General features: G+C 41.0%; 21 protein-coding genes and 1 pseudogene. 12 read left to right on the forward strand and 10 right to left on the reverse strand.

The genetic code is table 11. The features are described 5' to 3' along the window. Positions 1–130: 130 nt before the first annotated feature. Positions 131–790 (reverse strand): annotated as a pseudogene (locus CDG76_RS22735) (IS4 family transposase); the annotation flags it as partial. Continuing rightward, positions 771–926, reverse strand: a complete 156-nt coding sequence (locus tag CDG76_RS22740; RefSeq protein WP_094348690.1) for an IS4/Tn5 family transposase DNA-binding protein — start codon at positions 924–926, stop codon at positions 771–773. The gene CDG76_RS22740 and the pseudogene CDG76_RS22735, both read right to left, overlap by 20 nt. A gap of 251 nt (positions 927–1,177) precedes the next feature. On the opposite strand from CDG76_RS22740, the gene CDG76_RS22745 reads away from it, so the two are divergent. Next, a complete protein-coding gene (locus CDG76_RS22745; RefSeq protein WP_094351195.1) occupies positions 1,178–1,972 on the forward strand; it encodes a Uma2 family endonuclease in 795 nt (264 codons plus the stop codon). Between the two features lie 281 nt (positions 1,973–2,253). On the opposite strand, the gene ligA is transcribed toward CDG76_RS22745, so the two are convergent. Both ligA and CDG76_RS37565 read right to left on the reverse strand, forming a co-directional pair. Beyond that, complete coding sequence (gene ligA / locus CDG76_RS22750) at positions 2,254–4,290, reverse strand: NAD-dependent DNA ligase LigA (RefSeq protein WP_094351196.1); 2,037 nt, start codon at positions 4,288–4,290, stop codon at positions 2,254–2,256. A gap of 192 nt (positions 4,291–4,482) precedes the next feature. Continuing rightward, positions 4,483–4,638 carry a hypothetical protein gene (locus CDG76_RS37565; protein WP_190240945.1) on the reverse strand — a complete coding sequence of 52 codons (156 nt, stop codon included), beginning with the start codon at positions 4,636–4,638 and terminating at the stop codon, positions 4,483–4,485. 39 nt (positions 4,639–4,677) lie between these two features. On the opposite strand from CDG76_RS37565, the gene CDG76_RS22755 reads away from it, so the two are divergent. After that, positions 4,678–5,790, forward strand: coding sequence for an IS630 family transposase (locus CDG76_RS22755; protein WP_094347467.1), 1,113 nt, complete (start codon positions 4,678–4,680; stop codon positions 5,788–5,790). Between the two features lie 322 nt (positions 5,791–6,112). Here the strand turns inward: CDG76_RS22755 and glgB are convergent, their stop codons facing one another. The 3 genes from glgB to CDG76_RS22770 all read right to left on the reverse strand — a co-directional run bounded on the left by glgB (position 6,113) and on the right by CDG76_RS22770 (position 9,743). Then, positions 6,113–8,404, reverse strand: coding sequence for a 1,4-alpha-glucan branching enzyme (gene glgB, locus CDG76_RS22760; RefSeq protein ID WP_190240946.1), 2,292 nt, complete (start codon positions 8,402–8,404; stop codon positions 6,113–6,115). A 306-nt stretch (positions 8,405–8,710) separates the two neighbouring features. Then, complete coding sequence (locus CDG76_RS22765) at positions 8,711–9,043, reverse strand: hypothetical protein (RefSeq protein WP_094351198.1); 333 nt, start codon at positions 9,041–9,043, stop codon at positions 8,711–8,713. A 502-nt stretch (positions 9,044–9,545) separates the two neighbouring features. Further along, on the reverse strand, positions 9,546–9,743 hold the full coding sequence (locus CDG76_RS22770) for a hypothetical protein (RefSeq protein ID WP_094351199.1): 198 nt from the start codon (positions 9,741–9,743) through the stop codon (positions 9,546–9,548). Positions 9,744–10,236: 493 nt separating this feature from the next. Here CDG76_RS22770 and CDG76_RS22775 point away from each other — a divergent pair, with 493 nt between their 5' ends. The 4 genes from CDG76_RS22775 to CDG76_RS22790 all read left to right on the forward strand — a co-directional run bounded on the left by CDG76_RS22775 (position 10,237) and on the right by CDG76_RS22790 (position 15,150). Further along, positions 10,237–10,917 (forward strand): hypothetical protein, encoded by a 681-nt coding sequence (locus tag CDG76_RS22775; RefSeq protein ID WP_094351200.1) that lies wholly within the window; start codon positions 10,237–10,239, stop codon positions 10,915–10,917. Positions 10,918–11,127: 210 nt separating this feature from the next. Further along, positions 11,128–12,858: a peptidoglycan D,D-transpeptidase FtsI family protein gene (locus CDG76_RS22780; RefSeq protein WP_442946384.1), complete on the forward strand. Its 1,731-nt coding sequence runs from the start codon at positions 11,128–11,130 to the stop codon at positions 12,856–12,858. Positions 12,859–13,139: 281 nt separating this feature from the next. Continuing rightward, positions 13,140–14,237, forward strand: coding sequence for an iron-containing redox enzyme family protein (locus tag CDG76_RS22785; protein WP_094351202.1), 1,098 nt, complete (start codon positions 13,140–13,142; stop codon positions 14,235–14,237). Between the two features lie 217 nt (positions 14,238–14,454). Beyond that, complete coding sequence (locus CDG76_RS22790) at positions 14,455–15,150, forward strand: SAM-dependent methyltransferase (RefSeq protein ID WP_094351203.1); 696 nt, start codon at positions 14,455–14,457, stop codon at positions 15,148–15,150. Between the two features lie 153 nt (positions 15,151–15,303). Here CDG76_RS22790 and CDG76_RS22795 read toward each other — a convergent pair whose 3' ends face one another. Next, on the reverse strand, positions 15,304–16,440 hold the full coding sequence (locus CDG76_RS22795; RefSeq protein WP_094351204.1) for a DUF3466 family protein: 1,137 nt from the start codon (positions 16,438–16,440) through the stop codon (positions 15,304–15,306). A 35-nt stretch (positions 16,441–16,475) separates the two neighbouring features. Then, positions 16,476–17,513, reverse strand: coding sequence for a glycerophosphodiester phosphodiesterase (locus CDG76_RS22800; protein WP_094351205.1), 1,038 nt, complete (start codon positions 17,511–17,513; stop codon positions 16,476–16,478). 720 nt (positions 17,514–18,233) lie between these two features. On the opposite strand from CDG76_RS22800, the gene ovoA reads away from it, so the two are divergent. The 5 genes from ovoA to CDG76_RS22820 all read left to right on the forward strand — a co-directional run bounded on the left by ovoA (position 18,234) and on the right by CDG76_RS22820 (position 22,532). Further along, entirely contained in the window at positions 18,234–19,571 is a 1,338-nt protein-coding gene (ovoA, locus tag CDG76_RS22805; RefSeq protein WP_094351206.1) for a 5-histidylcysteine sulfoxide synthase, read from the forward strand. 38 nt (positions 19,572–19,609) lie between these two features. Beyond that, complete coding sequence (locus tag CDG76_RS22810; protein ID WP_094351207.1) at positions 19,610–20,461, forward strand: sterol desaturase family protein; 852 nt, start codon at positions 19,610–19,612, stop codon at positions 20,459–20,461. A 478-nt stretch (positions 20,462–20,939) separates the two neighbouring features. Beyond that, the gene (locus tag CDG76_RS37570) at positions 20,940–21,080 is read left to right on the forward strand and encodes a hypothetical protein (RefSeq protein WP_190240947.1); all 141 of its coding nucleotides are present in this window, start codon (positions 20,940–20,942) and stop codon (positions 21,078–21,080) included. Next, positions 21,080–21,961 carry a DMT family transporter gene (locus CDG76_RS22815; RefSeq protein WP_094351208.1) on the forward strand — a complete coding sequence of 294 codons (882 nt, stop codon included), beginning with the start codon at positions 21,080–21,082 and terminating at the stop codon, positions 21,959–21,961. Before CDG76_RS37570 ends, CDG76_RS22815 begins: the two co-directional genes overlap by 1 nt. 88 nt (positions 21,962–22,049) lie before the next feature. Further along, on the forward strand, positions 22,050–22,532 hold the full coding sequence (locus CDG76_RS22820; RefSeq protein WP_094351209.1) for an SET domain-containing protein: 483 nt from the start codon (positions 22,050–22,052) through the stop codon (positions 22,530–22,532). Positions 22,533–22,646: 114 nt separating this feature from the next. Here the strand turns inward: CDG76_RS22820 and ilvC are convergent, their stop codons facing one another. Beyond that, positions 22,647–23,642, reverse strand: a complete 996-nt coding sequence (gene ilvC, locus CDG76_RS22825) for a ketol-acid reductoisomerase (RefSeq protein WP_094351210.1) — start codon at positions 23,640–23,642, stop codon at positions 22,647–22,649. Positions 23,643–23,861: 219 nt separating this feature from the next. Here ilvC and CDG76_RS22830 point away from each other — a divergent pair, with 219 nt between their 5' ends. Further along, positions 23,862–24,782, forward strand: a complete 921-nt coding sequence (locus CDG76_RS22830; protein ID WP_094351211.1) for a DUF4349 domain-containing protein — start codon at positions 23,862–23,864, stop codon at positions 24,780–24,782. The last annotated feature ends 172 nt before the right edge of the window (positions 24,783–24,954 follow it).

Here is a 24,954-nt window from a genome sequence, read left to right on the forward strand (position 1 = left end):
GCTATGCATTAGTCACATGTTTCTTAACATTGCTGTAAGTAAGTCAGGAAAAGGATTATGGAACAATGCAACATGTAGATAGTTGACAAAAGGAGGAGAATGTGAATAAGGTTAATTTGATCGGCGATCGCTAAATACATATTTGACAATTCTGGTAGAGTAGTTTCCAGGTTGCAGCGATATCGTGTAATCGCTGTAATCCCCGCCAAATAGTCTTAACACCAGGTTCTCCATCACCCTTTCGACCTAAAAAGCCACCTAATATTGCAATCATTCGTACTGCTTCGCGTAAAGAAGGCGGCTTTTTGGGTGGGATTGGATTTTTGTTGATAGTGGCACACAAAGACTGCCATTCATCGATTTCTAGAACAGAATCACATGGCATATCAGGGTTAAATCTGGCTTCATAAGTTAGCCATAACAAACGCCACGCCACAATTGAATATGTTGCCAGTGCCATATCGATTCGCCTTGCGGTTTCAAGCTGTAATTTTTCAATTCCACAACCACTTTTTAATGTGTAGTGGTAACGTTCTATCAACCAACGATATGTGTACCAGCGAACGCAACGGGCAGCCTCTTCAAAACTGTTAGCTTTAAGGGTAGTAAGCAACAACCAGCTAATCGGTTTGATTCCATCTGGCGGGTTTTCTTCAAGTGCCAGAATTACCTGCAATTTTACAGGCTTCAACTGTAAACGTCGGATATGGTGTAAGGGTACTTGTATCTCAAAAGTGGCTTGAAAGAGTGTTAGTTTTGCTGTCCTTGCATCACGCTCTGGGTTTTGCTTGTATGTTTCCACAGGCTTGAGGTACGCTGCTGCTTGGTTGTGCTGCCAAGTCTTCTACGATCCTTACCAGACGCTTGTTTCGTCTTGCGTCTCCTAAATCTGCCTGTTTTAATTCGGATGCTGCCCATTTTTCCATGATGCACCATTACCCTCAAATATTCTCTTCTCTCAAAAACTATACCTATCAATGCTTTTGGCATATTTTAAGTAAGTTGTATTTTTGTTGAGAAAGATGCGGGTAATGGATAGCTTTATAAGGGGGGATTAAGGGGGGTAATTCGATTTGTGTGTACACCGTTGGGTTAAATAGAGGGGCGGGTTTTCTGCCCCTTTTTTTGATCCTAGTATCGCTTGCGATAAGATCGAGAATAAATTCATGCTGTGTTTATGGCAACCCAACTCAGCCAAAGCAAATCTGCAACAGAACTGGTAATCTCTTGGGAAGCCTTACCTAAGGATTTTCAACTAGAGGATGAACCAGTGGAGAATACCGGTCAGCCACTTTTGGCTGGTGCTTTGCGTGAAAGCCTAGAAATCAGTGGATTCATTCAACCCCAAATGTTGATAGCTTCAAACTTTGGTCTTTGTGCCACTATTAACGAGCAATTTATTGCCAAAGCACCAGACTGGGTTTATGTGCCGTCGGTTAATGAAGTGGTGGCTAACCGCAAAAGTTATACACCGAATTTAGAAGGAGATATTCCGGCGATCGCTATCGAATTTTTATCCGATACTGAGGGTGGAGAATATTCGGTCAAGCGAACTTATCCACCAGGAAAATGGTTTTTCTATGAGCAAATTTTGCAAATTCCCATCTACATAATTTTTGAACCTTATGGCGGTTTATTAGAATATTATCAACTAGAAAATAAACGCTATGAGTTAAAGCAACCTGACGAAAATGGTCGTCATTGGATTGATGTAATGGGCTTATTTTTAGGAACTTGGCAAGGAACAAAAGAAGGTCGCACTGGTTATTGGTTGCGCTGGTGGGATCGAGATGGTAATTTGTTAGCGTGGGCTGTAGAACAGATTGAACAAGAACGTCAACGCGCCGAACAAGAACGTCAACGTGCAGAACAAGAATGCCAACGCGCTGAACAAGAACGTCAGGAAAAAGAACGACTGATTGCTTATTTGCAATCTCAGGGTATTGACCCGAATAACTTGCCCTCGTTTTAGTAGATGATATCATGTCCGCTTAATCACTTATGATATGTTATTGCGATTGGAACGGAGTGAAACGAAGGAATCACAGAGTCATTGCGATTACTTCACTCCGCTATCGCTGCGTACCCTGCGGGAACGCTAAGAGCGAACGTAATGACAAGTATTTAGTCGGACATGATATGATTGGTCTTTCAAGACGCGATAAATCGCGTCTCTACATCAGGGTTTTGGGCTTATATGAACTGCATTGTGCTATAGAAATCCTAAATTATTTGCAGAATAGATACCTTGTTTCAACCTTCAACCATCTCTAAAAATTGCGCCTCATTTAACTGCGTAATTCCTAAAGAAAGAGCTTTTTCTAACTTGGAACCGGCATCTTCTCCTAAAACTAAATAATCTGTTTTTTTACTCACTGAATCAGTCACTTTTCCCCCAGCTTTTTGAATCAAAGCCTTCGCTTCATCCCGCTTTAAGGTTGGCAATGTTCCCGTAATTACAAAAGTTTTACCTGCAAACTTTTGATTACCATCACCAACTATTTTTGTTTCCTCGGTGGCAGTTAATTGCAATCCTTCTGCTTGTAAGCGTTCTATTAACCTTTGGTTAGCATCAATCCGAAACCACTGGTACACAGATTGGGCAATTTCAGCACCAATACCGTAAATTCCTTCAATATCTGATTGCTTTGCTGCCGCTAACTGGTCTACAGTGAAATATTTCTGAGTCAATAATTGAGCATTTACACTGCCAACGTGACGGATGCCTAAACCATACAATACCCTTGACCAAGGTTGATTTTTTGACTGAGCGATCGCATCGATTAATTTCTCTGCCGACTTTTTCCCCATCCTTTCCAATGCAGATAACTTCTCTGCTGTCAACTCATATAAATCAGCAACGGAATGCACCAAACCTTTATCAACGAGTTGATATACCAACTTTTCCCCCATGCCTTTAATATCTAAGGCATCACGACTTACCCAATGTTCAATGGAACCTTTGAGAATCGCCGCACAGGAAGCATTGACGCAGCGAGTCACCGCCTCACCTAATTCTCGCACCACCGATTGGCCGCAGACTGGGCAATGGGTAGGCATAACGAAGGGTTCGGTGTCAGCGGGACGGAGTTCTTTGATTACCCTCAGCACTTCTGGAATGATTTCTCCAGCTTTGCGGACAATCACAGTATCGCCAATGCGGATGTCTAATTGAGTAATGCGATCGCTATTATGTAAAGTAGCGCGGGAAACTGTTGTACCCGCTAGTTGCACCGGGCGCATCTCTGCTAATGGCGTTAATGCCCCTGTTCTCCCAACATTTACAGCAATATTTTCCACACGCGTAGGTGCTTCTTCGGCTGGATACTTCAAAGCGATCGCCCACCGGGGAAATTTTTGCGTAAATCCTAGCTGTTCCTGAAGTTTAAAAGAATTCAGCTTCACCACTACCCCATCAGTCATGTAGGGTAAATTCAGCCGTTCTGTATCCCAATATTCGTAATATTTTGCCACTTCTGCGATCGAAGCACAGCGTTTGTGGTTGGGGTTGACTCGAAAACCCATCTTTTCCAACAACTCCAACGCTTCCCATTGGGTATTAGCAATACTAGTGTCATCTCTACCAGGAATGTGCAGGGTGTAGCCAAAGAAATCTAACCGCCGTTTAGCCACAATGCGGGAGTCTAGTTGTCTGAGTGTTCCAGCTGCGGCATTACGGGGATTGGCAAATAATTGCTCGCTGGCTTTTTGTCTTTCCTCGTTGATTTGTTTAAACACTTCCAACGGCAAAAACGCCTCACCTCGAACTTCTACCCTTTCTAGAATTTCTAACCCTTCAAAATTCAAACGTAAGGGAATTGAGCGAATTGTCCGCACATTTTGAGTGATATCTTCACCCGTTACCCCATCACCCCTAGTTGTACCTCTAACTAGAATGCCATCTTGGTAAGTAAGAGCCAAAGCAGAACCATCAATTTTAAGTTCAGTGACATATTCCACTGAATCTATTTTCGGTACTTGTCGCCGCCAACGCTGATCCCATGCTTGCAACTCATCAATATTGAATGCATTCTCCAGACTGTACAAGGGGATATTGTGCCGCACCGAGGTAAACTGCGTATGCCTAAGCTCACCCACGCGCTGAGTCGGACTATCGGGTGCTGTCAATTCTGGATATTGAGTTTCTAGTTGTTGCAATTCTCGATATAGCTGGTCATAGACTGCATCCTCCATGATTGGAGCATCTAGGACGTAATAAGCATAGCTTGCTTGCTGCAATAACTGGCGCAATTCTTCTGTGCGCTTTACTTGAGGCTTAATCTGTGTCATGAGAATTATTATAAAATATCTAGGATTAGGGCTAACAAATCATACATTTGTACTATACAAAATTTTGGCTTTTGAGCCATATCCCCCGCTACCCAATACTTGAATAGGGCGATCGCATCGCAAAACTTTGTCTCAGTAGAAAAGTGCATCTATCGACAGATGGATTTATTATTACTTAGCAACTAGCTACTGTCAGCCTTCAGTAGTCTGCTTTCTCTGAGTACTAAGTATAATTCCACGGGTAAATGCAGAGCGATCGCAAGTCAATAAATCGCTATATAAAAGAATGTAGAGAGGTAGCACTGCTACATCTCTACAAGGGTAAGCTGTTCCACATTTAAATTGCATAAATGGTAAAATAGATATATCCGTGTCTATAGCGTTATCATGCCTGCTAAAGGGTTTCTAGCTCAATCTCAAAAAGACAATTTACAAAAAGCTTTAAAAGATAGCGATCGCTCTCAATTTATACAGAGAATATTGATGTTACTTCTGATGAATGATGGAAAAACTTATCAGGAGATAAGTGAATTTTTAGGCTGTTCATGTAGAAGTGTAGCATATTGGTGTGTTCATGGTGATCCAGACAATTTAGAAAGTCTAAAAGATGGCAGGAGAAAAGGAAATTACCAGAAAGCAACAAATGAATATATTGAATTATTAATGGAAGTTATTGACAAAGAACCAAGTGAATTAGGCTATGAATTTGGACGATGGACAACAGCAAGATTAGCTACATATTTAGACAAAAGAACTGATATTAAGTTAAGCGGAGAACAAGTCAGGAGAATATTAAAGCAAAAAAAGTATGCTTACCTTTGGGCAAAATACAGTCTAGAGGATAAGCAAGATCCGATAAAAAGAGAGGTCTTTAAAGAAAAACTGCTTGGATATCTAGAAGCTTCAAAGTCTTGCCCTGAAAGGTTACAAGTCTGGTTTTGGGATGAGAGTGGTTTTAGTCTCAGGGTAATTAGACGTAAAAATTGGAGCAAAAAAGGTTCGAGTAAAAAAGTAACAGGTCAGAGGAGTCGCGGGCGTGTAAATATAATGGGAGGAGTAAGATATCACGACAGCAAGAGAATGTGTTATTTCATTGAGAAAGGGAATGGTGAAATTTTTTATGCGCAGTTAAAAAAATTAAATGAATTTGTGAAAAAAGAATGGGTTTTAGCAGGAAATCTAGAATCTAATTTTTCCGAGAATGGCCCAGTAATTTTAATTATTCTGGATAACGCTAGTTACCATAAAAAGAAAGTAATTATAGAGGCAATTGAGAAAGAGTTGCCAAACATTCAACTATATTTTCTGCCGGCATATAGCCCAGATATGAATTTAGTAGAATTGGTATGGCATTCAGCTAAAGAATATGTAGCCCACAGGTTATTTAAATCAGTCGATGAACTAAAAAATTTACTTGATAAGCTGTTAAATCAAGGAGAATTAATTATTAAATGGGGAAGAAAAATTAAGAATAAGGGTAATATTACTATTGCAACTTAAATGTGGAATAGCTTAATAACGCATATTTAATTTCAACAGAGTCTATTAGAGAACTGGGTTGAGTAGCTGTGAATAGGTGAAATTTTGTGTAGGGTGGGCATTACCATTGGTGTCAACTTAAGCCGAAAACTATATCGGACAGGCGTTTTGCAAATTCCTCACGCCCTCATCCCCTAACCCCTTCTCCCAAGGGAGAAGGGGAATTGAATGTCTAGCTCCCCTCTCACCGATGGGAGAGGGGCTGGGGGTGAGGGCAAAACGTTGTCACCAAGCGGGTTTAGCGTTAAGTTGACACCTATGGGCATCGCCCCACTCCAAATAGTTATCCCATTACCTCAGCAGTCTTCTTCTTATCCAACTTCAGAATCAACACACCCAAAGGTGGTAAACACAAATCCAGTGAATAAGGACGACTGTGCAAAGACCAATCATCCGTCCATTTACCACCTAAGTTGCCCATATTACTGCCGCCATACTGACGCGCATCACTATTGAACAACTCGGTATAAAATCCCTTTTGCGGTACACCGATACGGTAATGAGAATGGGGTTGTGGTGTAAAATTACAAACCACGATCGCAAAATCATCAGAATCCTTGTCACGACGCATGAAGGAAACTACACTATGGCGATTGTCGCTACAATCAATCCACTCAAACCCCGGTTCAGCAAAATCCTGGGTATACAAAACTGGCTCAGAACGATAAAGATGGTTCAACTCTTGGAAAAACGTTTTTAACTTTTGGTGGGCTTCATGCTGTAATAAATGCCACTCCAAATCTGCCCAAGCATTCCACTCACTCCACTGCCCAAACTCCATGCTCATAAACATGGTTTTCTTGCCTGGGTGAGCAAACATATAGCTAAATAAACAACGCACATTAGCTAACTTCTGCCATGTATCCCCCGGCATTTTGCCGATGATATTGCTCTTACCATGCACCACTTCATCGTGAGACAAAGCCAGCATGAAGTTCTCGCTGTGGTTGTACCACATACTAAAAGTGATATTGTTTTGGTGGAACTGACGGAACCAAGGGTCCATGCTGAAGTAATCCAGCATATCGTGCATCCACCCCATATCCCACTTCAAGTTAAAGCCCAGTCCGCCTGTGTAGGTGGGCCAAGATACCATTGGCCAGGAAGTGGATTCTTCCGCAATTGAGAGAATACCGGGGAAATAACTAAAGATAATGTGATTTACCTGACGCAGAAAATCTGCTGCTTCTAGGTTTTCTCTGCCACCGTACTGATTGGGCAGCCATTCTCCTGGTTCGCGGCAATAGTCGTTATAGAGCATTGAGGCAACAGCATCGACACGAATCCCGTCAATGTGGTATTTATCAAACCAGAAGAGGGCATTTGCTGCTAAGAAATTACAAACTTCATGGCGACCATAGTTGAACACCAAAGTACCCCATCCTTTATGTTCGCCTTTGCGGGGGTCAGAGTGTTCGTATAGGTGGCTACCATCAAAGAAAGCTAAACCATGACCATCTTTGGGGAAGTGACCAGGAACCCAATCTACAATTACCCCGATATCATTTTCGTGACATTTGTCAACAAAATACATGAAATCTTCGGGGCTGCCAAAACGGGAGGTAGGGGCATAGTAACCAGTTACTTGATAACCCCAAGAACCATCAAAGGGATGCTCCGCAATGGGCAGCATTTCTATGTGGGTGTATCCTAATTCTTTGACATAAGGAATGAGTCGGTCAGCTAGTTCCCGGTAGGTAAGGAAGCGTGCGCCCGGTTTCAGTTCCGAAACGACAACTACAGGTTCCGTTTCACCATTGGGGAGTTTAGCTGGTTCTGCACTCGAAGCGTGTAACCAAGAGCCTAAATGCACTTCGTAAACTGAAACTGGCTGAGTTAGCGGTTCAGTGCGACGCCGCTTTTCCATCCACTCTTCATCACTCCAACTGTAAGTATCTAAATCAGTGACAATGGATGCTGTTTTTGGACGGGGTTCCTGCTGGAAACCGTAGGGATCGGATTTTTCGTAAATGTGTCCTTCAAAATTTTTGATTTCATATTTGTAAGACTCCCCTACACCAATTTCAGGAATAAATAATTCCCAGACTCCGGTGGGGCCTTTACGCATCTGGTTTTTACGTCCATCCCAGAGATTAAAATCTCCCAACAATGAAACATTACGAGCGTTAGGTGCCCAAACGGCAAAATAAACACCTTTAACGCCGTCTATTTCCGTGGGGTGCGCTCCAAGTTTTTCATATATCCGGTGATGGTTGCCTTCACCAAACAAATGCAAGTCAAAGTCTGTCAAGCGGGGAGAACGGAAAGCGTAAGGGTCATAGATGACACGCTCATGTTCTCCTTCTTTAATCCGTAACTGGTAGTTTGCCAGTTCGGCAGTTTCAATGGTGCATTCAAAAAAGTGAGGATCGTGCACCGTTTGCATTGGGTATTCTTTACGTTGTTCAGGAAGAACGACCCATGCTGCACTTGCATTTGGTAAGTAGGCCCGCACAGCCCAGACAGTTTTGCCGTCTTGTTCTATGGGATGAGAACCTAGTATTTCAAAGGGATCGTTATGCTGATTCCAAACGATGCTGTTAACCTGTTCAGGGGCGATCGTGGTCATGGACATGAAGCTACCTAAGTGAAATAACGTGATTGACTAAATCTACTTTTTTAATATCTATATATATTCTTTACATTTATTTGCAATTTTGTCGTCACCGTTATCCTACATCAGAATGGGGTATTGAGCATGAGGCATTGGGCATAGGGCATAGGGCAAAACAGTTCCGAGCGCTGAGTAGGGAATCTTAACTTCTTTACTCAGAACTCAGCACGGGCTAAACCCTAGCTATCCGCTAACATAACTGGTCACTATTGAGGGGTATTGGGCAGAGGATGAATGACTAATGACTAATGACTAATGACGAATTTATCAAAAATTTAAAAATGGAAAAAACTGGAATAAGGTTTTACGTAAGCGAAGCAAGAAAATTTGTTCTCGAATTTTGGGGTCTAGTTTTGGTGGCGGGACTTCTTGCAGCTGGGCTTGCAATTGGATATACTCAGCAGCTGTTAGGAGTCTTCCATCAATAGGCGATCGCGCTTCTATAATAATCTTTGTCCGTAATATTTCTTCTGGTGTATCTTCTGGTGGCGGTAATGCTATTGCTGCCGATCTCCAATAGCTACTTAAAACAATCGAAGTTACAGTAATTACAATTAAGCTCAGTAATTTTATAGATTTTCTCGTTTTAACTCTCCTCATCTCCTGAACTACCTTCACAACGCAGGATGAAAATCTGTTTTTCCCATGCCCAAATTTTCCCAATAAAAATCTGGCAACATCAAGGGAGATTACCAAGTCTTTCCTGATACGGAATAGACTACAGGAATCCTCAAGAGCAATTGCCAGCGATCGCGATAAATTATTTTACCCTCTCAAAACTCAGTAGTATAAGCAATTAAAAATGCCAAACGAGGGAAGTACCTGCCGACAAAATAGCTTAGATTGACTCAACTCTCTTGGACTGGTAACAAGGTTTGAACGGGTGGGAATTTCAGGAGGACACTTGGTAGAGGACATAACCCTCTTTACCAGTGTCCTCTACTTACTGCCCTACTTAGTTGATATTTGAGCAAACTCTAGGCTCTGATAAACCAGCATAAAAATGAGGCTTTTTCGTTAACCCAATTAATTCGAGCTATGTAGTGAGGAATGCTGTCACTAAGTAGTTCTGGGTGCGATTTAAACTAAAGTTTAAGATGCCTTATTTAGGAGTAGCAGGAGTGGTAGCTGCGGGAGTCGCTGCGGGAGTTGCTGCGGGGGTAGTCTTACCAGGTGCATCAGTTGGTTCACCTGTAGCAGCTGGAGTAGCAGTACCAGCACCATCACCACCACCTTCACAAGCCCCAAGAATTGCAGCCAGACTTAACATTAAAGCAAAACCAAAGATTTTTGTTTTCATAACTCCTCTTTCACCAATTGTGGCTAGAACAATTTTTCGCCTGTTGAATACGATACCGTATTTATTGCTTTTTTTAAATTCTGCGAGATTACATATTCAAAAAAAACAATCCTTTGGGGTATTGTTTTTGGAATTACGTATCCTGATTAGTTTCTCTTAACTCAGGAGCAAAACGAAAAATACCAACTTATTTAGCAAACGGAGCTATGATAGCAAAAAATTTTATTTTTTTCACAGAGTATTGCATCTTGCCACGTGAGGTTGCCATACTTTAGGTGCGATACAGAAAGGGTAAGCTGTCCAGTTTCTAATCGCTGATTGCAAACATTGCATATCTAGGGGATGCAAACATTGATACAGCTACCTCTCAGAAAAGTTAAAAGGGTATAGTCTGTTATGTGTGCTTGTTGCACAGAAGGTGATTTTAACCTGAGCAAAAACAGACAATCAATCTAAAGTGCATTATTTTCCATCTAAAAAAATTTAAAAATTTATGGTAGTTGCTCGTAAATCTACTGTTTCTACAAAGGGTAATTGGTTCCGGCGAGATTCTATCCTTTCTTTAGGAAGGCGACGCTCTCCGCGTATAAAGTCAGCAGCACAAAGCGCTTCTACACCAGTATCCTCTCAAAAACAACAGCGTTCCTCAAAAAAATTAGCGGTTTCTCCCACAAATGAGGCAGTTATAGCCAAATCAGGGAAACAGTTGGGTAGACAACAATTACCAAATCTCAATGAGCAGTTGAATGGGAACCAAAAGAGTCCAGGGGAAGGTTTTCTTGGGCTTCCCACAATGCCTAATTCTGGAGCTGCACCTTTGTGGTTACTGCGCTTGTATACCTTTCATCGTTATTCCTCAGTTGTGGCGTTCTTGTTAGTAGCATCGACACTTGCTGTTTATGCTTGGACAGTCTATTCTCAGGAGCTTTGGGGTCAGTCATATCGCAGACTGCAAAACCTCCAACGTCATGAACGGCTGCTAACGACAACCAACGCGACGCTGAAAAATAAAATGGCTAATGAAGCAGAACAACCAACAGCAGGGCTGGTATCGCCAACTCCTGAAAGAATGATTTTCTTGCCTCCAGCATCTCAGAGTCCTAAGCCAGCATCGCCTAACACAACGCCAAATTCTGAAACGCAACCGCAAACACTCTCGCCACTGGGATACTAATCTCTAAGAGTCATTTGTCATTTGTCATTAGTCATTAGGACTGAGACTTCTGGTTAATCACAAAAGGCAACAGACAAAGGACAAAGGACAAACCCAATGCAGAAGTCACCAAAGAAAACAAAATTCAGAAAGTTTCAGAATTCAAAATTTACAGGGCGACACAAGGACAAGGGTGATAAACGAGGGCTTTTGGGAAAATTAGCCTCTAGTATGCAAGACCAAACATCCAATACTAAGTCCCGACTGTTCATTGTTTGGGGCATATTAATGGTATCAGGGTTGGGGTTGACTATTAACTTGTATAATCTCCAAATTGTCAAGGGGCCAAAGTTAACCGAGTATGCACGCAACCAGCAAATGGTGAGTGTGCGACCTTTTATGCCCCGTCGCCCAGTGGTAGATCGCAATAGCGATCTGTTGGCTATTGACCGTCCTGTATATACTTTGTACGCTCATCCCAAGCTGTTTGATAAGTCTAATGAAAGTATGGCAGAGCGACTTGCGCCAATTTTGGCAAAAGATACTGCTGAATTGGTGAAAACTTTTCAAAGCAAAAGAAGCGGAATTATACTTGCGCCAGCCTTACCAGAAGAAATTATCGATCGCGTCATCTCTTTGCGCTTAAATGGCCTGGAGTGGACTCAAAAATACTCCCGATTTTACCCACCAGACGATTTGGTTGCTGATGTGGTGGGCTATGTGAATGTTGACCGCCGTGGTCAAGCTGGTGTGGAATACTCTCAAGAGAAGTTGCTAGAACGTCCCGTGCAAACGGTGCGGCTCAGTCGGTCGGGAAATGGGGTCTTGATGCCGGATCGTGCGCCCGAAGGTTTTTTGCATTTTGACGATTTGCGATTACAACTCACTATCGATAGCCGTCTACAACGAATTGCTCGGATTGCGCTCAAACAACAGATGGAGAAGTTTGACGCCAAACGTGGAGCGGTAATTGTCATGGATGCATTGGATGGTTCCTTACTCGCCCTCGTTTCTCAGCCTACTTATAATCCTAATGAATATGCTAAAGCTAATATTTCACTATTTAAAAACTGGACAGTAGCGGATCTTTATGAACCGGGATCGACTTTTAAGCCTTTGAATGTGGCGATCGCTCTGGAAAATGGCATCATCAAACCAGATGATATGTTTAATGACTCCGGTTCTATTCGAGTCGCTAATTACACCATCAAAAATGCAATGAATAATGGTAATGGGCGAATCAGCATCGCTCAGATTTTGCAATATTCTAGCAATATTGGCATGGTGCAAATTATCCAACGTTTAAAGCCTTCAATTTACTACAACTGGTTAGAACGCTTAGGGCTAGGACAAAAAGTTGATACAGATTTACCTTTTGAAGTCGGCGGACGGCTCAAAAGTCAAGAAGAATTTATCGCTTCGCCAATTGAAGCAGCTACTACTTCCTTTGGACAAGGCTTTTCCATGACACCGTTACAGCTAGTGCAAATGCACGGTGCTTTAGCTAATGGCGGTAAGTTAGTTACACCCCATGTAGTTCGCGGGTTGATTGATAGCAAAGGGCAGATGCATGATTCACCTACTCACACCATCCCCCGGCAAATTTTTTCAACCGCAACAACTCAAAAGGTTGTGGAAATGATGGAAACTGTTGTTACTGAAGGTAGCGGTAAGCCGGCACAAATTCCGGGATATCGCATTGCTGGTAAAACTGGTACAGCCCAAAAAGCTAGTCCCAATGGGGGATACATCAAGGGTGCGAGAATGACCAGTTTCGTGGCTATTTTACCCGTGGAATCCCCTCGCTATGTAGTGTTTGCACTGGTGGATGAGCCAAAAGGAGAAAGTGCTTATGGTTCTACTGTCGCCGCGCCAATTGTGAAGTCGGTGATCGAAGCACTTATTCCTCTTGAGCAGATTCCGCCCAGTAAGGCAATTGAGGAACAGAAGGGAGTGCCGTAGTGGGGGCAGGGGGAGAATAAAAAATTACTTTTTTCCCTCTGCTCCTTGCTCGGTTGTTGAGCGACTTGCCCTGAGCGTAGTCGTACCCCTCGGGGGAAGCAAGCTGCGCGTAGCGTCCCGTAGGGAAGGAAGTCGAAACACTGCCTCTTCCCACTCCCCATTCCTTTGAAACTTAATTTTTCTTTATAACCAGGGAAAGAGGTACAGAAAGCTACTGGTGTGGAAACCTAGATATTAGGGGTGAAAATAATTTCTCACTTTTCCAAAGTACCGAAGATTCCATGCAAAGCAATTTAGTTATATTTCCTAAGACTGAGGCTGCGAAAAATAGCAGGCAAACTAAAGAAAGAACAATTACCAAGTACGACCGTGCTGAGGAGCAATTTATAGAATTGCTAGCAATGGAAGATTTGGATAATAAATTGAATGCAAATCCTTCAATAGCTAGTGAGTTTGAACAGTCACTCTCTATGGCAATTGAGGCTGCTTATAAAAACGATCGCTCTGATGAACAGGCTCACCGTTTTCTGCAACGGATACTTTATCGAATCAATCGGCTAAAGCTTTTCTGGTACGATGATTTGCAGCATTATACCAATGAGCGATCGCTGTATTTGCACTCTTGTCGCGACCAAATTGAAGCTGCTTGGCAACAGTGGGAACTAGCACAAATCGATGTGGCTGCACTGCAACAATTGGATGTAAAACAAGCTTTAATTGAGCGTGCATCTGCCGATTTAAATCCGCCTTTGTCGGAGAATAGCCGCTACATTCGTGAGGAAATGACTGAAGCTGGTTATCGTCACTTGCTAGCGATCGGCTCCTTTGATGGTTTGGTTGAAGGTAGTCGTCTTTGCTACGTATTGGGTGGTGCTGCTAATGAAATCCAGTGTACGCTGGTGCGAGTACTACTAGAAGAGTACGGCAATGGTCGTTTAGCCCGCAAGCACTCGACATTTTTTGCTCAAATGCTGGCTGAGTTTGGAATGAACACTGAACCGGAAGGATACTTCGATTTAGTGCCTTGGGAAGTCTTAGCTTGCGATAATCATAACTTTCTGACTACCGATCGCAAACGCTATTTTCTACGTTACAGTGGCGCGTTGACATATTTTGAAGTGGCTGGCCCTGCGACTTATAAAAACTATCTGGCGGCGGCGCAACGATTGGAACTATCAGAGGCGGCGATGGGTTATTGGGAACTACACATTAAGGAAGATGAACGGCACGGTCGTTGGATGTTAGATGATGTAGCTTTGTCTTTGGCAGAACGATATCCCAATGATGCGTGGGAACTCGTGCTTGGCTATGACCAAGAGAAACAAATGGGCGATCGCGCCGCTAGTGCTGTTGTGCGATCGATACGCGAAGCAAAATAAGCCGCTTACTTATGCGATCAATCCCAAAAATTATCAATAGCAGGTTATTCTTAGCATTTTAATTTGACATTTTAAGTCATTTTTATTGCTAATTCTCTTGCAAACAAATTTCTTTAGCAACCCTTTGCTAAAGCAACAGTTATTTATTGCCTGAATGCAAGGTAATAAATAACCTCCTAGTAGATTGATTATACCTTACACTTTGAATTTTAGTCAAATGAAAGATATCTTTTTTTGTCCTGAAGAATCTAATTTCTACTCAAATTGCTTAGAAAGTTTTGTGTTCAGAAATTGTCAAAATTCTGAATCTATTGTGGAGTTTGGCTCAGGAGATGGCAGCCCTGTAATTAATTCGTTATTGAGAAACAAGTTTGATGGAGTCATCCAGGGATTTGAATTAAATACTTCTGCATGGAAAGTCGCCAATTCGACCATTGATGAATACAATCTGACTAATAAATACATCATTCACAATTCATCTTTGTTTAATTCTTCTCAACCCGATGCTGAGTATCTTGTAGCTAATCCGCCCTATCTTCCCGCACCAGATAACGATATTTATATGCCACTCTTATTTGGAGGCGTAGATGGAGCCACAGTTACCAATGAGCTTTTATCGCTAGATTATGAAAATGTGTTGGTTTTAATATCTAGCTTTTCTAATCCCATAAATACGTTGGATTTAGCAAAAGAAAATGGTTATTCTGTTCAAAACTTCATGGTGTTACCTTTGGAGTTCGGCTACTATAGCTCTGACCCCAAGGTAAAGAACCACATAGAAGAACTCCAAAAAAATCAGATGGCATTTTATTCTGGTAATTATTATTTTTTAGCTGGTGTTTTATTTAAAAAATGCCAGGAGTCTGTAATTGATTTATCTAATCAATTAGCTCAGGTGATGACTAGTTTGTGAAAATCAAGAACAACTTAAGTGATGTCATCCCTTGCCTAAAGTACAGATGTGTCTCTAAGCCACGCTTCGAGACATATCCTCAAAGATTTTCAACGAGCATTTTTATAAATTCATATTCCCAAGTAATCATTTTGTCTGCCTGAAGTTATTGCATTAACTTCTTTGTTGTATGGCTACACTTTTAGAGTGAGGTTTGCGCTTAAGTGCTGCAAATAAAATTACACCAGCGCCGAACGACAAAATAGGAACACCTGAAGTTGATTCAGCTACAGAGACAGACGAGATTGGTGTCAAGAGGAAGGCGTGTAATTCACCATTAACTGCACCACGACCGACAATTTGTCCATTATTATTAATGGCAGATGCCGCTGTCAAGCTAAAGCCACCCTCTGAACTAGGAGCAATCAGGTTATTTAAGTCGTACAGAGTCTTATCACTATAAAGAAAAGCCCGTAAACTATTGCCATCTGCGGCAAAAAAGTTATTGTTAGTGCCAGAAAACCCGACTACTTGACCCAAATTATTGATCCCCAAACCAGTACTAAACAAATCTGTAGGACGTAACCTACCAAGGTCTTGGAGTCCCGTGCTAGAACTGTACACAAAAGCACGACTATCATTTACGCCAGTGAGTCCCGAACTACCAACTACTTGTCCTGAGTCATTAACATCGTTTGCTTGACTGTAGGTGTCACCTGGCAAAGTTCCCAAGTTAGTAGTTTGTCCGTTTTCATACAGAAAAGCTCTTCCTGAATTGAGAATACCTACTGCTTGTCCCAAGTTATTTAAACCGTAAGCAACAGTACCAGGAGTTCCTATGCTGGTTGCTACACCATCACCGTACAAAAAAGGCCCAAGTCCGTTCGCTCCCCCTACTACTTGGGTGCGATCGTTAATTGCATAAGGAATAGCATCTTGAATTGGGAGAGGTTGGGTGAGGCCATTGCTGTACAGGAAAGGGTTATTTCCAGTAAAGTTATTACTATTACCCGAATTACCAACTACTTGCCCCAAGTTATTGATACCAGTCACTGCAAGTTGATTATCACCAGGCAACGGACTAATTGTTTTGAGCGAACCATTGCTGTAAAAAAAAGACCTACCCAAAGTATTAATGGCTACCTCACCTGAGTCATTAATATCTGTAGCGTAACTGTAGGCTTCTCCTACAAGATTGCCTAAGTCAGTGACTGAGTATAAAGATACCGCCAATGCTGATTTAGATACAGCAAGACTGATTGCGGTGAAGGTAATTGCTGCTATACAGGATTTCCACTTAAGTAAAACCATGTTACTTTTCTGTGATTTTGTATTACCCTACCAAATTACCACTGAAGAGTAGGGTGGCAAGCTGCCGTATCTGGGTAATCGCTAAATACGCCATCAACACCTAAGTCGAAAAATAATTCATATTCACCTTGGGGATTTCCTTGAAAATCCAGTGGCAAAAAACAGTCTTCATTACGGAAAGTCCAGACATGAACTAGTAAACCAGCCGCATGAGCATCTATCACTAAAGATGTAGGCGATCGCAATTTACCATTGTTGTCTCTCGGAACCAGTAAATTTTTATGAATTCCAATCGCCTGTGCATATTTGGCAATTTCTTCTAAAGCTGATGCAGTAACTAAATCTGCATAAGTGCGATGCCTACGGCGGGCAACTCTTGGAGAGGCTACGCCAACGCCTACGCAACCACTAACGACAAAATCATAAGGTTTACCACTGTTATTCAGTAATTGCACCAGAGGTAAATCAGTCTTTGTGGATAAATCTTGTAAATTACCTACTTCAAAAGACTGAATAAAAATAGGTGCGTTAGCTCCCTGATAACCGTTGGCTGTTAAAGTTGCAAGTAGGGGTGCTTCTAGGGCTAACCCAATAGATTGAAAGTAAGTTGGGTGCTTAGTTTCTGGGTAAATGCCGATTGGCCGATTAATTTCGCCACTTTTAACCTTGACTAAATCGATTATTTCTTGCAGCGTGGGAATTTCTAAGAGTCCATCATAGGGGGTATTTTGCGATCGCACTTGGGGAATTCGCTCTTTGGCTCGTAGTGTTTTCAGTTCTGTTAGGGTAAAGTCTTCAGTAAACCAGCCAGTTTTTGATTCGCCATCAATTATTTTGGTGGTTTGAAGATGAGCAAATTCTGCATGGCTTGCAACGTCGGTGGTTTCAGAAATCTCATTTTCGTGACGAGCAATCAAAATACCATCTTTGGTGGAAACTAAATCAGGTTCAATATAATCAGCCCCAAGTGCGATCGCTAATTCATAAGCAGCTAAAGTATGTTCTGGACGATAGCCGCTAGCGCCTCGGTGTGCAATGATTATTGGAGATGTATCTTGCAAAGTTGTAGTCATTACTTTAGCCACCTAAGTAGGACGATGTAAACAATTAAAATATTTATTCATCAAATGCTGTGCTGATTCTTTAACTATTCTGAATCCTGAGTTCTGACTCCTGAATTCTTACAATTATTTTTAACTTAGCTCTAAATAAGTCAAGACAAATAAAACTGTCTAAAGAGGGTTGTAATTTTTCATTGGTAAGAGTTTAAAGAGTCTTTACTTTAATCGTATAGTTATGTTTATTCTCGCTGAATTACTTGTTAACTGATAGATTAATTATTCAACAAATATTAAGTTAGTCAAATATGTTGTGTTACTACACTAAGTCGATACAGTTCTAGTCCTATTTGAAAAACTAATTATTTAACAATAAGTATTGCTATTAAATATTAAATCTGTCATATTTAAGAATCTTATTTGATCCCTCATTCAATCCTATTGTGTTTAACACATTCTATAGGACTCATATTTGATTTTTCACAAAACTCAGTACACATCGATTTTTTTATTCCGTGTTCCCTACCGATGCAAGTCAATTCAGAAATCAAATCGGATTTCTAGATAATTAATTTTTTCATTAGACCTCTTGCATAAATCAAAAATAAGAAAGAACCCCACCCCGCCAAAGCGTAGCTTTGTCTCCCCTCCCGAAGAGCGGGGAGGGGTTGGGGGTGGGGTGTTAGGGACTTTTGCAAGAGGTCTATTGTTCTTTAACAACAACTTAGTTACACCATGAATAGTCTGCAATCTGCTCAACCTCCAAAACTTGATAGTTGTAATAACCAAGTTATCCTCGATTACTTTGAGAATGCTTGGCAACTGGAAGATATGTTATTGAAAAGTCTAGTTGGGGAAGAAACATTTTATCTCAATCCTGACCCTTTGAGAAATCCTCTAATTTTTTACCTGGGACATTCGGCAATTTTCTACATCAATAAATTAATTCAGGTGGGGTTATTAGAAAAACGCCTCAATCCAGAGTATGAAATTTTATTTGAAATTGGAGTAGATCCAGAAAAACCAGAAGAGTTGAATGCAGCGATCGCTCATCTGCAATGGCCGCAAGTTTCACAAACTTGGCAGTATCGAGAACAAGCATATTCCGTAATTTCCGAACTAATTAAGACAACCCCAATTACTCTGCCAATTCATCCCAATCATCCTCTTTGGGCTTTAATGATGGGAATTGAACACCAACGTATTCACATTGAAACTTCTTCGATGTTAATTCGCCAATTACCAATTGAGAGAGTGAAACGTCCTCAAAATTGGCAATATGCTCCTTTTAATGGTTACACTCCTGAGAATGAAATGATAGAAGTTTCTGGTGGAGTAGTAAAACTTGGTAAAGCCGATGATGATTCGACTTATGGATGGGATATTGATTATGGCGATCGCACTGTTGAAGTTGCACCCTTTTTTGCCAGTAAATATCTGATTACCAATGCCGATTTTATCTATTTTGTCAAGGCTGGTGGTTACGAAAATCAAGAATATTGGGATGAAGAATCTTGGAATTGGAAAACTCGATACAATATTCAATGTCCCAAATTTTGGTTACATGAAAATGGTAGCTACAAATATCGAGCTATGTTTGATGAAATCGATTTACCCCTAGATTGGCCTGTAGAAGTCAATCACTATGAAGCAATGGCTTATTGTCGTTGGCAAGGAAAAGATACTCGCTTAATGAGTGAACCAGAATACCATTTAGCAACTTATGGTAATAGTTTATTAGATAATGTAGAAAATTATAATCTCAATTTAAAATTTGGCTCCCCTAGTCCTGTTGGGATGTTAGAAACAGCCAAAACTTCTTCTGGATTGTATGATTTGCGGGGTAATGTTTGGGAATGGTTGAGTAATAACTTAAACCCTCTTACAGGATATCAACCTCATTTTCTTTATGAAGATAATTCTGCGATATTCTTTGATGATAAACATCAAATGATGTTAGGAGGATGTTGGATAACTAATGGTACAGAAGCTTTAAAATATTACCGCAACTGGTTCCGTCCCAATTTTTATCAGCACGCTGGTTTTCGGATTGTTCAAGATATTAAAGATTAACAGAATATGCCTCGGTTACATACTATAAGGTTACAGAGATGCAAAAGCTTTTGAATTTCTGTTCTGAGATCGAATTTTATCTCAAGATCGCTATTAGTTGTACGATTGTTCAGCAAGTATTTTATTTGCTGTTAAACAATATTGAGATCGACTTGATAACGCAGGTGCTATTGTACTGGCTCGTTGGTTCTATCTCATTTTATAGTATTGGCATCCTCATTGAAAAAGGAATTAAAAGCAACGATGTTTTAAGGGATAAGCTGACTGCAAGAGTCAAGACAGTTAAAAATCAACCATTTCCTTCTTTTACTGTCCAAGGCATTATTACAGGAGAAATTAAAGCTTTTCTATCAGCATTAATCATTCTATATTTAGCTCCAGAGGTTCATAGAGGAAATAGCTTACTCTTAAACTTTGGATGGTTCTTGATGAGAATAGTTGCTGCTGATTTCTGTTTTTATGTTGCTCATCGCCTCTTGCACACAAGATTATTGCAGAAAATCCATCTTAAACATCATGAGTTTCGTGACTCATCAAGTTTTGTTGCTGGACACAAGAGTTTGGTCGAATATGTTATTGTTGCGATCGCTGATGTATTACCGATTTTTATATTTGGATATGACATCACTCAATTGTGTGCATGGAGCGTTATCGGCAATGCTTACAATTTAGAAGGTCATAGTTCTTTGTCAATATTTTTCATTCCATCAGATTTCCACGATCTTCATCACACTTGCTTTAATGGAAACTATGGCATTCAGGGGTTCTGGGACAGAATATTCAACACACTAAATCCTCCTACTAAGAAGCCAGGAGTTATGTTCCCTGTGAGTTTTATCAAGAATATAACTATTCAGTCATCTATTAGTAATGACATCGAAAAAACATAATTCAACTAAAAAAATCATGATATCATAGCTTTTCCTAATCATACAAGGTACATCATAGTCCCCTCCTAGCTTGCAGTGAGGGTTATTTTACCTGCTTCAACTACAACTAATTAGCAGAGACTATTAATCATCACAGAAATTTTGTGATGCCAATCGCTCTCAAGGTTCTCATGCAGATATCTGGAGTTGAGCAATTACGGCAATATCAGGTTTGGGCAAATTAGGCAATCAATTAAGTTTTTTCTTGGGGATGCCTCCTAAAGTGACAAACAATGATTTTATCGAACCCTGCAAACGAGGTACTTCCTTACGTTTGCAATTATCTTATCGCTAACCACTTAATGATAGAATTTTTATTGGTCGCGGATTTTTGATAATTACAAATACTGAATATAACACAACAAATGATACAGTTTAGATTAGATTAATGCAAACTTCCTTTACCTTTTAATTGCAATGTGGAAAAAGATATGAAATTATGAAAATTGGACTAGTAGTACTTAGCCAACTAAAAAGCCTCGATTCTGAAGGTAGTAACGGGATGGAACAAAAGCAAAATTATTTATGCGATCGGATTCTTTATGGATGTAAAGAAACATTATTCAATCAATTAGTTTGATGCAAATTGACAATACCTTGCGTTTCAAAGGAATAATTCTGCTTATCCTTGTCAATATAATCGGTGCTACAACTTTTCCATTGACTAAAGACATCGTTAGTAGCCTTCCACCAAGTGCATTGATTGCTACACGATTTGTCATTGCCGCAGCAGTTTTTACCCTAAATTTACGTAATATTAACGCACTTTTATTTCGTGATGGTACAGTACTAGGACTTTTGCTTTTATTTTACTTAGCTATAGAAACAATTGCACTCAAAACTATACCAGCAAACCGGGCAGTATTCATTGCCAGTTTGAACACACTCATCGTACCTCTGCTGGGATGGCTGAGTGGTCAGCGCGTACCGTTGAAAACTTTCCTAGCTGCTGGAGTAGCTGTCATCGGTATTGGTGTGATGTTTTGGGAAGGCGGAGAACTAGGAATTGGCGATTTGTTGATGTTCGTTGATGCTTTTGTCTATGCAGTGTACATAATTTTCCTAGAGCGAGTCGCCTCCCGTCACCCCACTTTAACACTCACCAGTGTTCAACTTTTGTTCATTGCAACGGTAGGGGTACTCTGGAACAACACGCAAATTATTAACCAATTTGAGGTAATTCACCAGCACTGGGGAGTGATTTTCTACTTAGGGCTGGTGGCGACGGCTGCTGTCATCTGGCTTCAAACATTGGCACAGCAATGGGTTTCAGCTGACGAAGCTGCTTTACTTTTTACACTTGAGCCATTGTTCGCGACAATTTTCTCGTTTTGGCTACTTGGAGAACATCTGGGAATACGCGGTTTAATTGGCGCGATTCTTGTGTTAGTTGCTCTGCTTCTAAGTCAAAGCCCTCAAAAGATTGAGCCGGAAGGAAAAGTTGAGGTACAGAGCGGTTAACGGACTGTTACCTCGAAAGTGAAATCTAACTAAGCCAAGTTTGAAACTTGGAAGCTGCAAGAAATTTAAACATAGTGGGTCTTTATCTATGACTACAATAGAGTCGATTTCAGCTGCAAAGCTCAATTCTCATGTCACGATTCAGAAAACAGCGAAAGGACGAGGAGTATTTGCTACAAAAAAATTTGCCCAAGGGGAAATCGTCGTGGTAGGTATGCAAATTGAAGCAGTTCCCGAACGAACAATGTATACATTTCAGATGGATTTTAATTTACATGTCCACCTAGATGAGCCTTCTTGGATTATTAACCATTCTTGTAATCCAAATACTGGGGTAAGGAACAATCAGTTTGGAGGATATGACTTCGTTGCTTTGTGCGATATCGAAGCAGATGAAGAAATTAGCTGGGACTACGAAACCACTGAATATGAATTAATTGTTGTCTTCGGATGCTTGTGCGGATCTCTATCCTGTCGAGGGAAAACATTAGGATTCAAATTTCGGGAACAAATATTGCGCGATACTTACGGAGAGTACATTGCAGATTATCTCAAAACTCAAAGCAAATGATGTTTAGACATCTCCAGAAATTAAATATGCTGTAACCAGAACTCTTGTAGAGACGTAGCACTGCTATGTCTCTACATTCTTTTTTTTTGGAGATGTCTGATGTTATTTTTTTGCTTAAGCCTTTTTCAACCAGCTAAACATAGCACGTAAATCTTTACCAACTTCTTCAATTTTGTGTTCAGCTTCTTTACGACGCATGGCGGTAAATCCTGGTTTACCAGCTTGGTTTTCGAGAACGAATTCTCGTGCAAATTGCCCAGATTGAATTTCGCTGAGAATCTTCTGCATTTCAGCTTTGGTTTGTTCAGTCACAATCCGCGGGCCACGCGTGTAATCGCCATATTCAGCGGTGTTAGAAATGCTGTCGCGCATTTTGGCTAAACCACCTTCTACAACCAAGTCAACAATCAACTTGACTTCATGCAGACATTCAAAATAAGCCAATTCTGGTTGATAACCAGCTTCTACCAAAGTTTCAAATCCAGCTTTGATTAAAGCACTCAAACCACCGCATAATACCGCTTGTTCGCCAAATAAATCGGTTTCGGTTTCTTCGCGGAAAGTCGTTTCCAGAACACCGGCGCGAGTACCACCGATACCTTTAGCATAAGACATGGCGCGATCGCGTGCCTGACCACTAGCATCTTGATAAACTGCAAACAGCGCTGGTACACCTTCCCCACCTTCATAAGTCCGCCGTACCAAATGCCCCGGCCCTTTTGGTGCAACCATCACCACGTCTACGTTATCTGGTGGTACAACTTGCCCAAAGTGAATATTGAAGCCGTGGGCAAAAGCTAACACATTTCCTTCTTCTAGATTGGGTTCAATCTCGTTTTTGTAAATCGTTTTTTGAACTTCATCAGGTAACAAAATCATGATGAAGTCAGCAGCATTAGCAGCATCGGCAACATTTTTCACAGTTAACCCCGCTGCTTCAGCTTTTGCGACTGACTTACTACCCGGATATAGTCCCACAATCACATTCAAACCACTATCTTTGAGATTGAGAGCGTGGGCATGACCTTGGGAACCATAGCCAATGATAGCAATAGTTTTTCCAGCCAAAAGGTCTAAATTGGCATCTTCGTCATAATACATCCGGGCCATAGAAGCATCTCCTGTCAGCAAGCATCGTCATTTATTGGCAGGCTTACGATTGTACCCCAAATTGAGTAACACAGATGAACTATCAATCATTCAATTTGGGGATTGGGGATTGGGGACAAATGACAAATGACTAACCCTGTTACATAAATCGCAACAATACAGGCTTTGAGTTTTTATTCAGTAATACTTGGGTTAACTTCATCCATCTGAGGATAGATTATGTATACTTCGACTAAATTGCCGCGCACATCTGCTTTATTTATCAGTGCGTTATTAGGAGGGGTGATTTTCACCAGTTGCGCCTCTTCGGATCGGTCAACAAATCAGTCTGCACCTCAAATGGCAGCCGATGGCGCGGCAAATCAATTATCTGCTCGTGAAAGCAGTCTTTCCCAAAAGGCGGAAGCTTCACCAATAGCCCGTTCTCGTCCCCAACTCATCAAAAAGGCAGCAATCTCTTTGACTGTCAACTCTGTAGATAAGACTATTGATGCTGTTTCGCAAATTATCAATCAACAGCAAGGGGATTTAATCGGGCTGAAACAACAACAACCCAAAAATGACAACCCGCGTTACACAGCAACAATTCAATTGCGGATACCAGAGAATCGGCTAGAACCTACCCTAGAACAACTAGCTAAATTGGGCACTGTAGAGAGTCGTAATATCACTGCCGAAGATGTAGGCGATCGCCTCGTAGATTTCCAAGCCAGATTAACCAACTTACAGAAAACTGAAGCCAATTTGCAAAAAATTATGGATCGGGCAGGTTCGGTGAGAGATGTGCTTAGTGTTGCCCAAGAGCTGAGTAATGTCCGCCAAACCATAGAACAAATTGATGCCCAACTCAAAAGCTTACAAAATCAAGTTGCATATTCCACTATTACGCTGAACCTAGAAGCAGCAGTTTCTAGTACCAGTCCCCAACCTGCCTTGGGTTTGCAAGTTAAGGAAACTTGGAATAACTCTACCCATTCTTTGAGTGCATTTTCTGTTGGCTTACTCAAGCTGGGTATTTGGTTAATTGTTTACAGTCCCTATTTATTAATTTTTGTTGCTCTTATCTATGGCTTTAGGCGTTGGCGGCGAACTCATTCACCACGTTTGACACAAACACCAGAGTCAACTCGTTCTAACTAAACTTGCATAAATTCTACATCTACCTTTGATAAATTTACACAGATAAAGAGGGATTCAAATATTCCAAACTCTTATTGTCTGCACCTTTGTGTTAAAAAATTTTGTTTATCCTGTAGTTTTGATTACTTTAATACTTTTTCAAATGTAAAGAGCAATACAAAAAATATGATGA

Origin of the sequence: Nostoc sp. 'Peltigera membranacea cyanobiont' 210A, from assembly GCF_002246015.1 — a bacterium.
GTDB lineage: Bacteria > Cyanobacteriota > Cyanobacteriia > Cyanobacteriales > Nostocaceae > Nostoc.

Excerpts from the sequence above, each read along its gene's own strand:
- CDG76_RS22795 (WP_094351204.1), bottom strand. The coding sequence starts at position 16,440 with ATGGTTTTACTTAAGTGGAAATCCTGTATAGCAGCAATTACCTTCACC.
- CDG76_RS22765 (WP_094351198.1), bottom strand. The coding sequence starts at position 9,043 with ATGAGGAGAGTTAAAACGAGAAAATCTATAAAATTACTGAGCTTAATT.
- CDG76_RS37570 (WP_190240947.1), top strand. The coding sequence starts at position 20,940 with ATGAAAATTGGACTAGTAGTACTTAGCCAACTAAAAAGCCTCGATTCT.
- CDG76_RS22780 (WP_442946384.1), top strand. The coding sequence starts at position 11,128 with ATGCAAGACCAAACATCCAATACTAAGTCCCGACTGTTCATTGTTTGG.
- ilvC (WP_094351210.1), bottom strand. The coding sequence starts at position 23,642 with ATGGCCCGGATGTATTATGACGAAGATGCCAATTTAGACCTTTTGGCT.
- CDG76_RS22810 (WP_094351207.1), top strand. The coding sequence starts at position 19,610 with ATGCAAAAGCTTTTGAATTTCTGTTCTGAGATCGAATTTTATCTCAAG.
- CDG76_RS22820 (WP_094351209.1), top strand. The coding sequence starts at position 22,050 with ATGACTACAATAGAGTCGATTTCAGCTGCAAAGCTCAATTCTCATGTC.
- CDG76_RS22770 (WP_094351199.1), bottom strand. The coding sequence starts at position 9,743 with ATGAAAACAAAAATCTTTGGTTTTGCTTTAATGTTAAGTCTGGCTGCA.
- CDG76_RS22755 (WP_094347467.1), top strand. The coding sequence starts at position 4,678 with ATGCCTGCTAAAGGGTTTCTAGCTCAATCTCAAAAAGACAATTTACAA.
- CDG76_RS22740 (WP_094348690.1), bottom strand. The coding sequence starts at position 926 with ATGGAAAAATGGGCAGCATCCGAATTAAAACAGGCAGATTTAGGAGAC.
- ovoA (WP_094351206.1), top strand. The coding sequence starts at position 18,234 with ATGAATAGTCTGCAATCTGCTCAACCTCCAAAACTTGATAGTTGTAAT.
- CDG76_RS22790 (WP_094351203.1), top strand. The coding sequence starts at position 14,455 with ATGAAAGATATCTTTTTTTGTCCTGAAGAATCTAATTTCTACTCAAAT.
- CDG76_RS37565 (WP_190240945.1), bottom strand. The coding sequence starts at position 4,638 with ATGCAATTTAAATGTGGAACAGCTTACCCTTGTAGAGATGTAGCAGTG.
- CDG76_RS22785 (WP_094351202.1), top strand. The coding sequence starts at position 13,140 with ATGCAAAGCAATTTAGTTATATTTCCTAAGACTGAGGCTGCGAAAAAT.
- CDG76_RS22775 (WP_094351200.1), top strand. The coding sequence starts at position 10,237 with ATGGTAGTTGCTCGTAAATCTACTGTTTCTACAAAGGGTAATTGGTTC.
- CDG76_RS22745 (WP_094351195.1), top strand. The coding sequence starts at position 1,178 with ATGGCAACCCAACTCAGCCAAAGCAAATCTGCAACAGAACTGGTAATC.
- CDG76_RS22830 (WP_094351211.1), top strand. The coding sequence starts at position 23,862 with ATGTATACTTCGACTAAATTGCCGCGCACATCTGCTTTATTTATCAGT.
- glgB (WP_190240946.1), bottom strand. The coding sequence starts at position 8,404 with ATGTCCATGACCACGATCGCCCCTGAACAGGTTAACAGCATCGTTTGG.
- CDG76_RS22815 (WP_094351208.1), top strand. The coding sequence starts at position 21,080 with ATGCAAATTGACAATACCTTGCGTTTCAAAGGAATAATTCTGCTTATC.
- CDG76_RS22800 (WP_094351205.1), bottom strand. The coding sequence starts at position 17,513 with ATGACTACAACTTTGCAAGATACATCTCCAATAATCATTGCACACCGA.
- ligA (WP_094351196.1), bottom strand. The coding sequence starts at position 4,290 with ATGACACAGATTAAGCCTCAAGTAAAGCGCACAGAAGAATTGCGCCAG.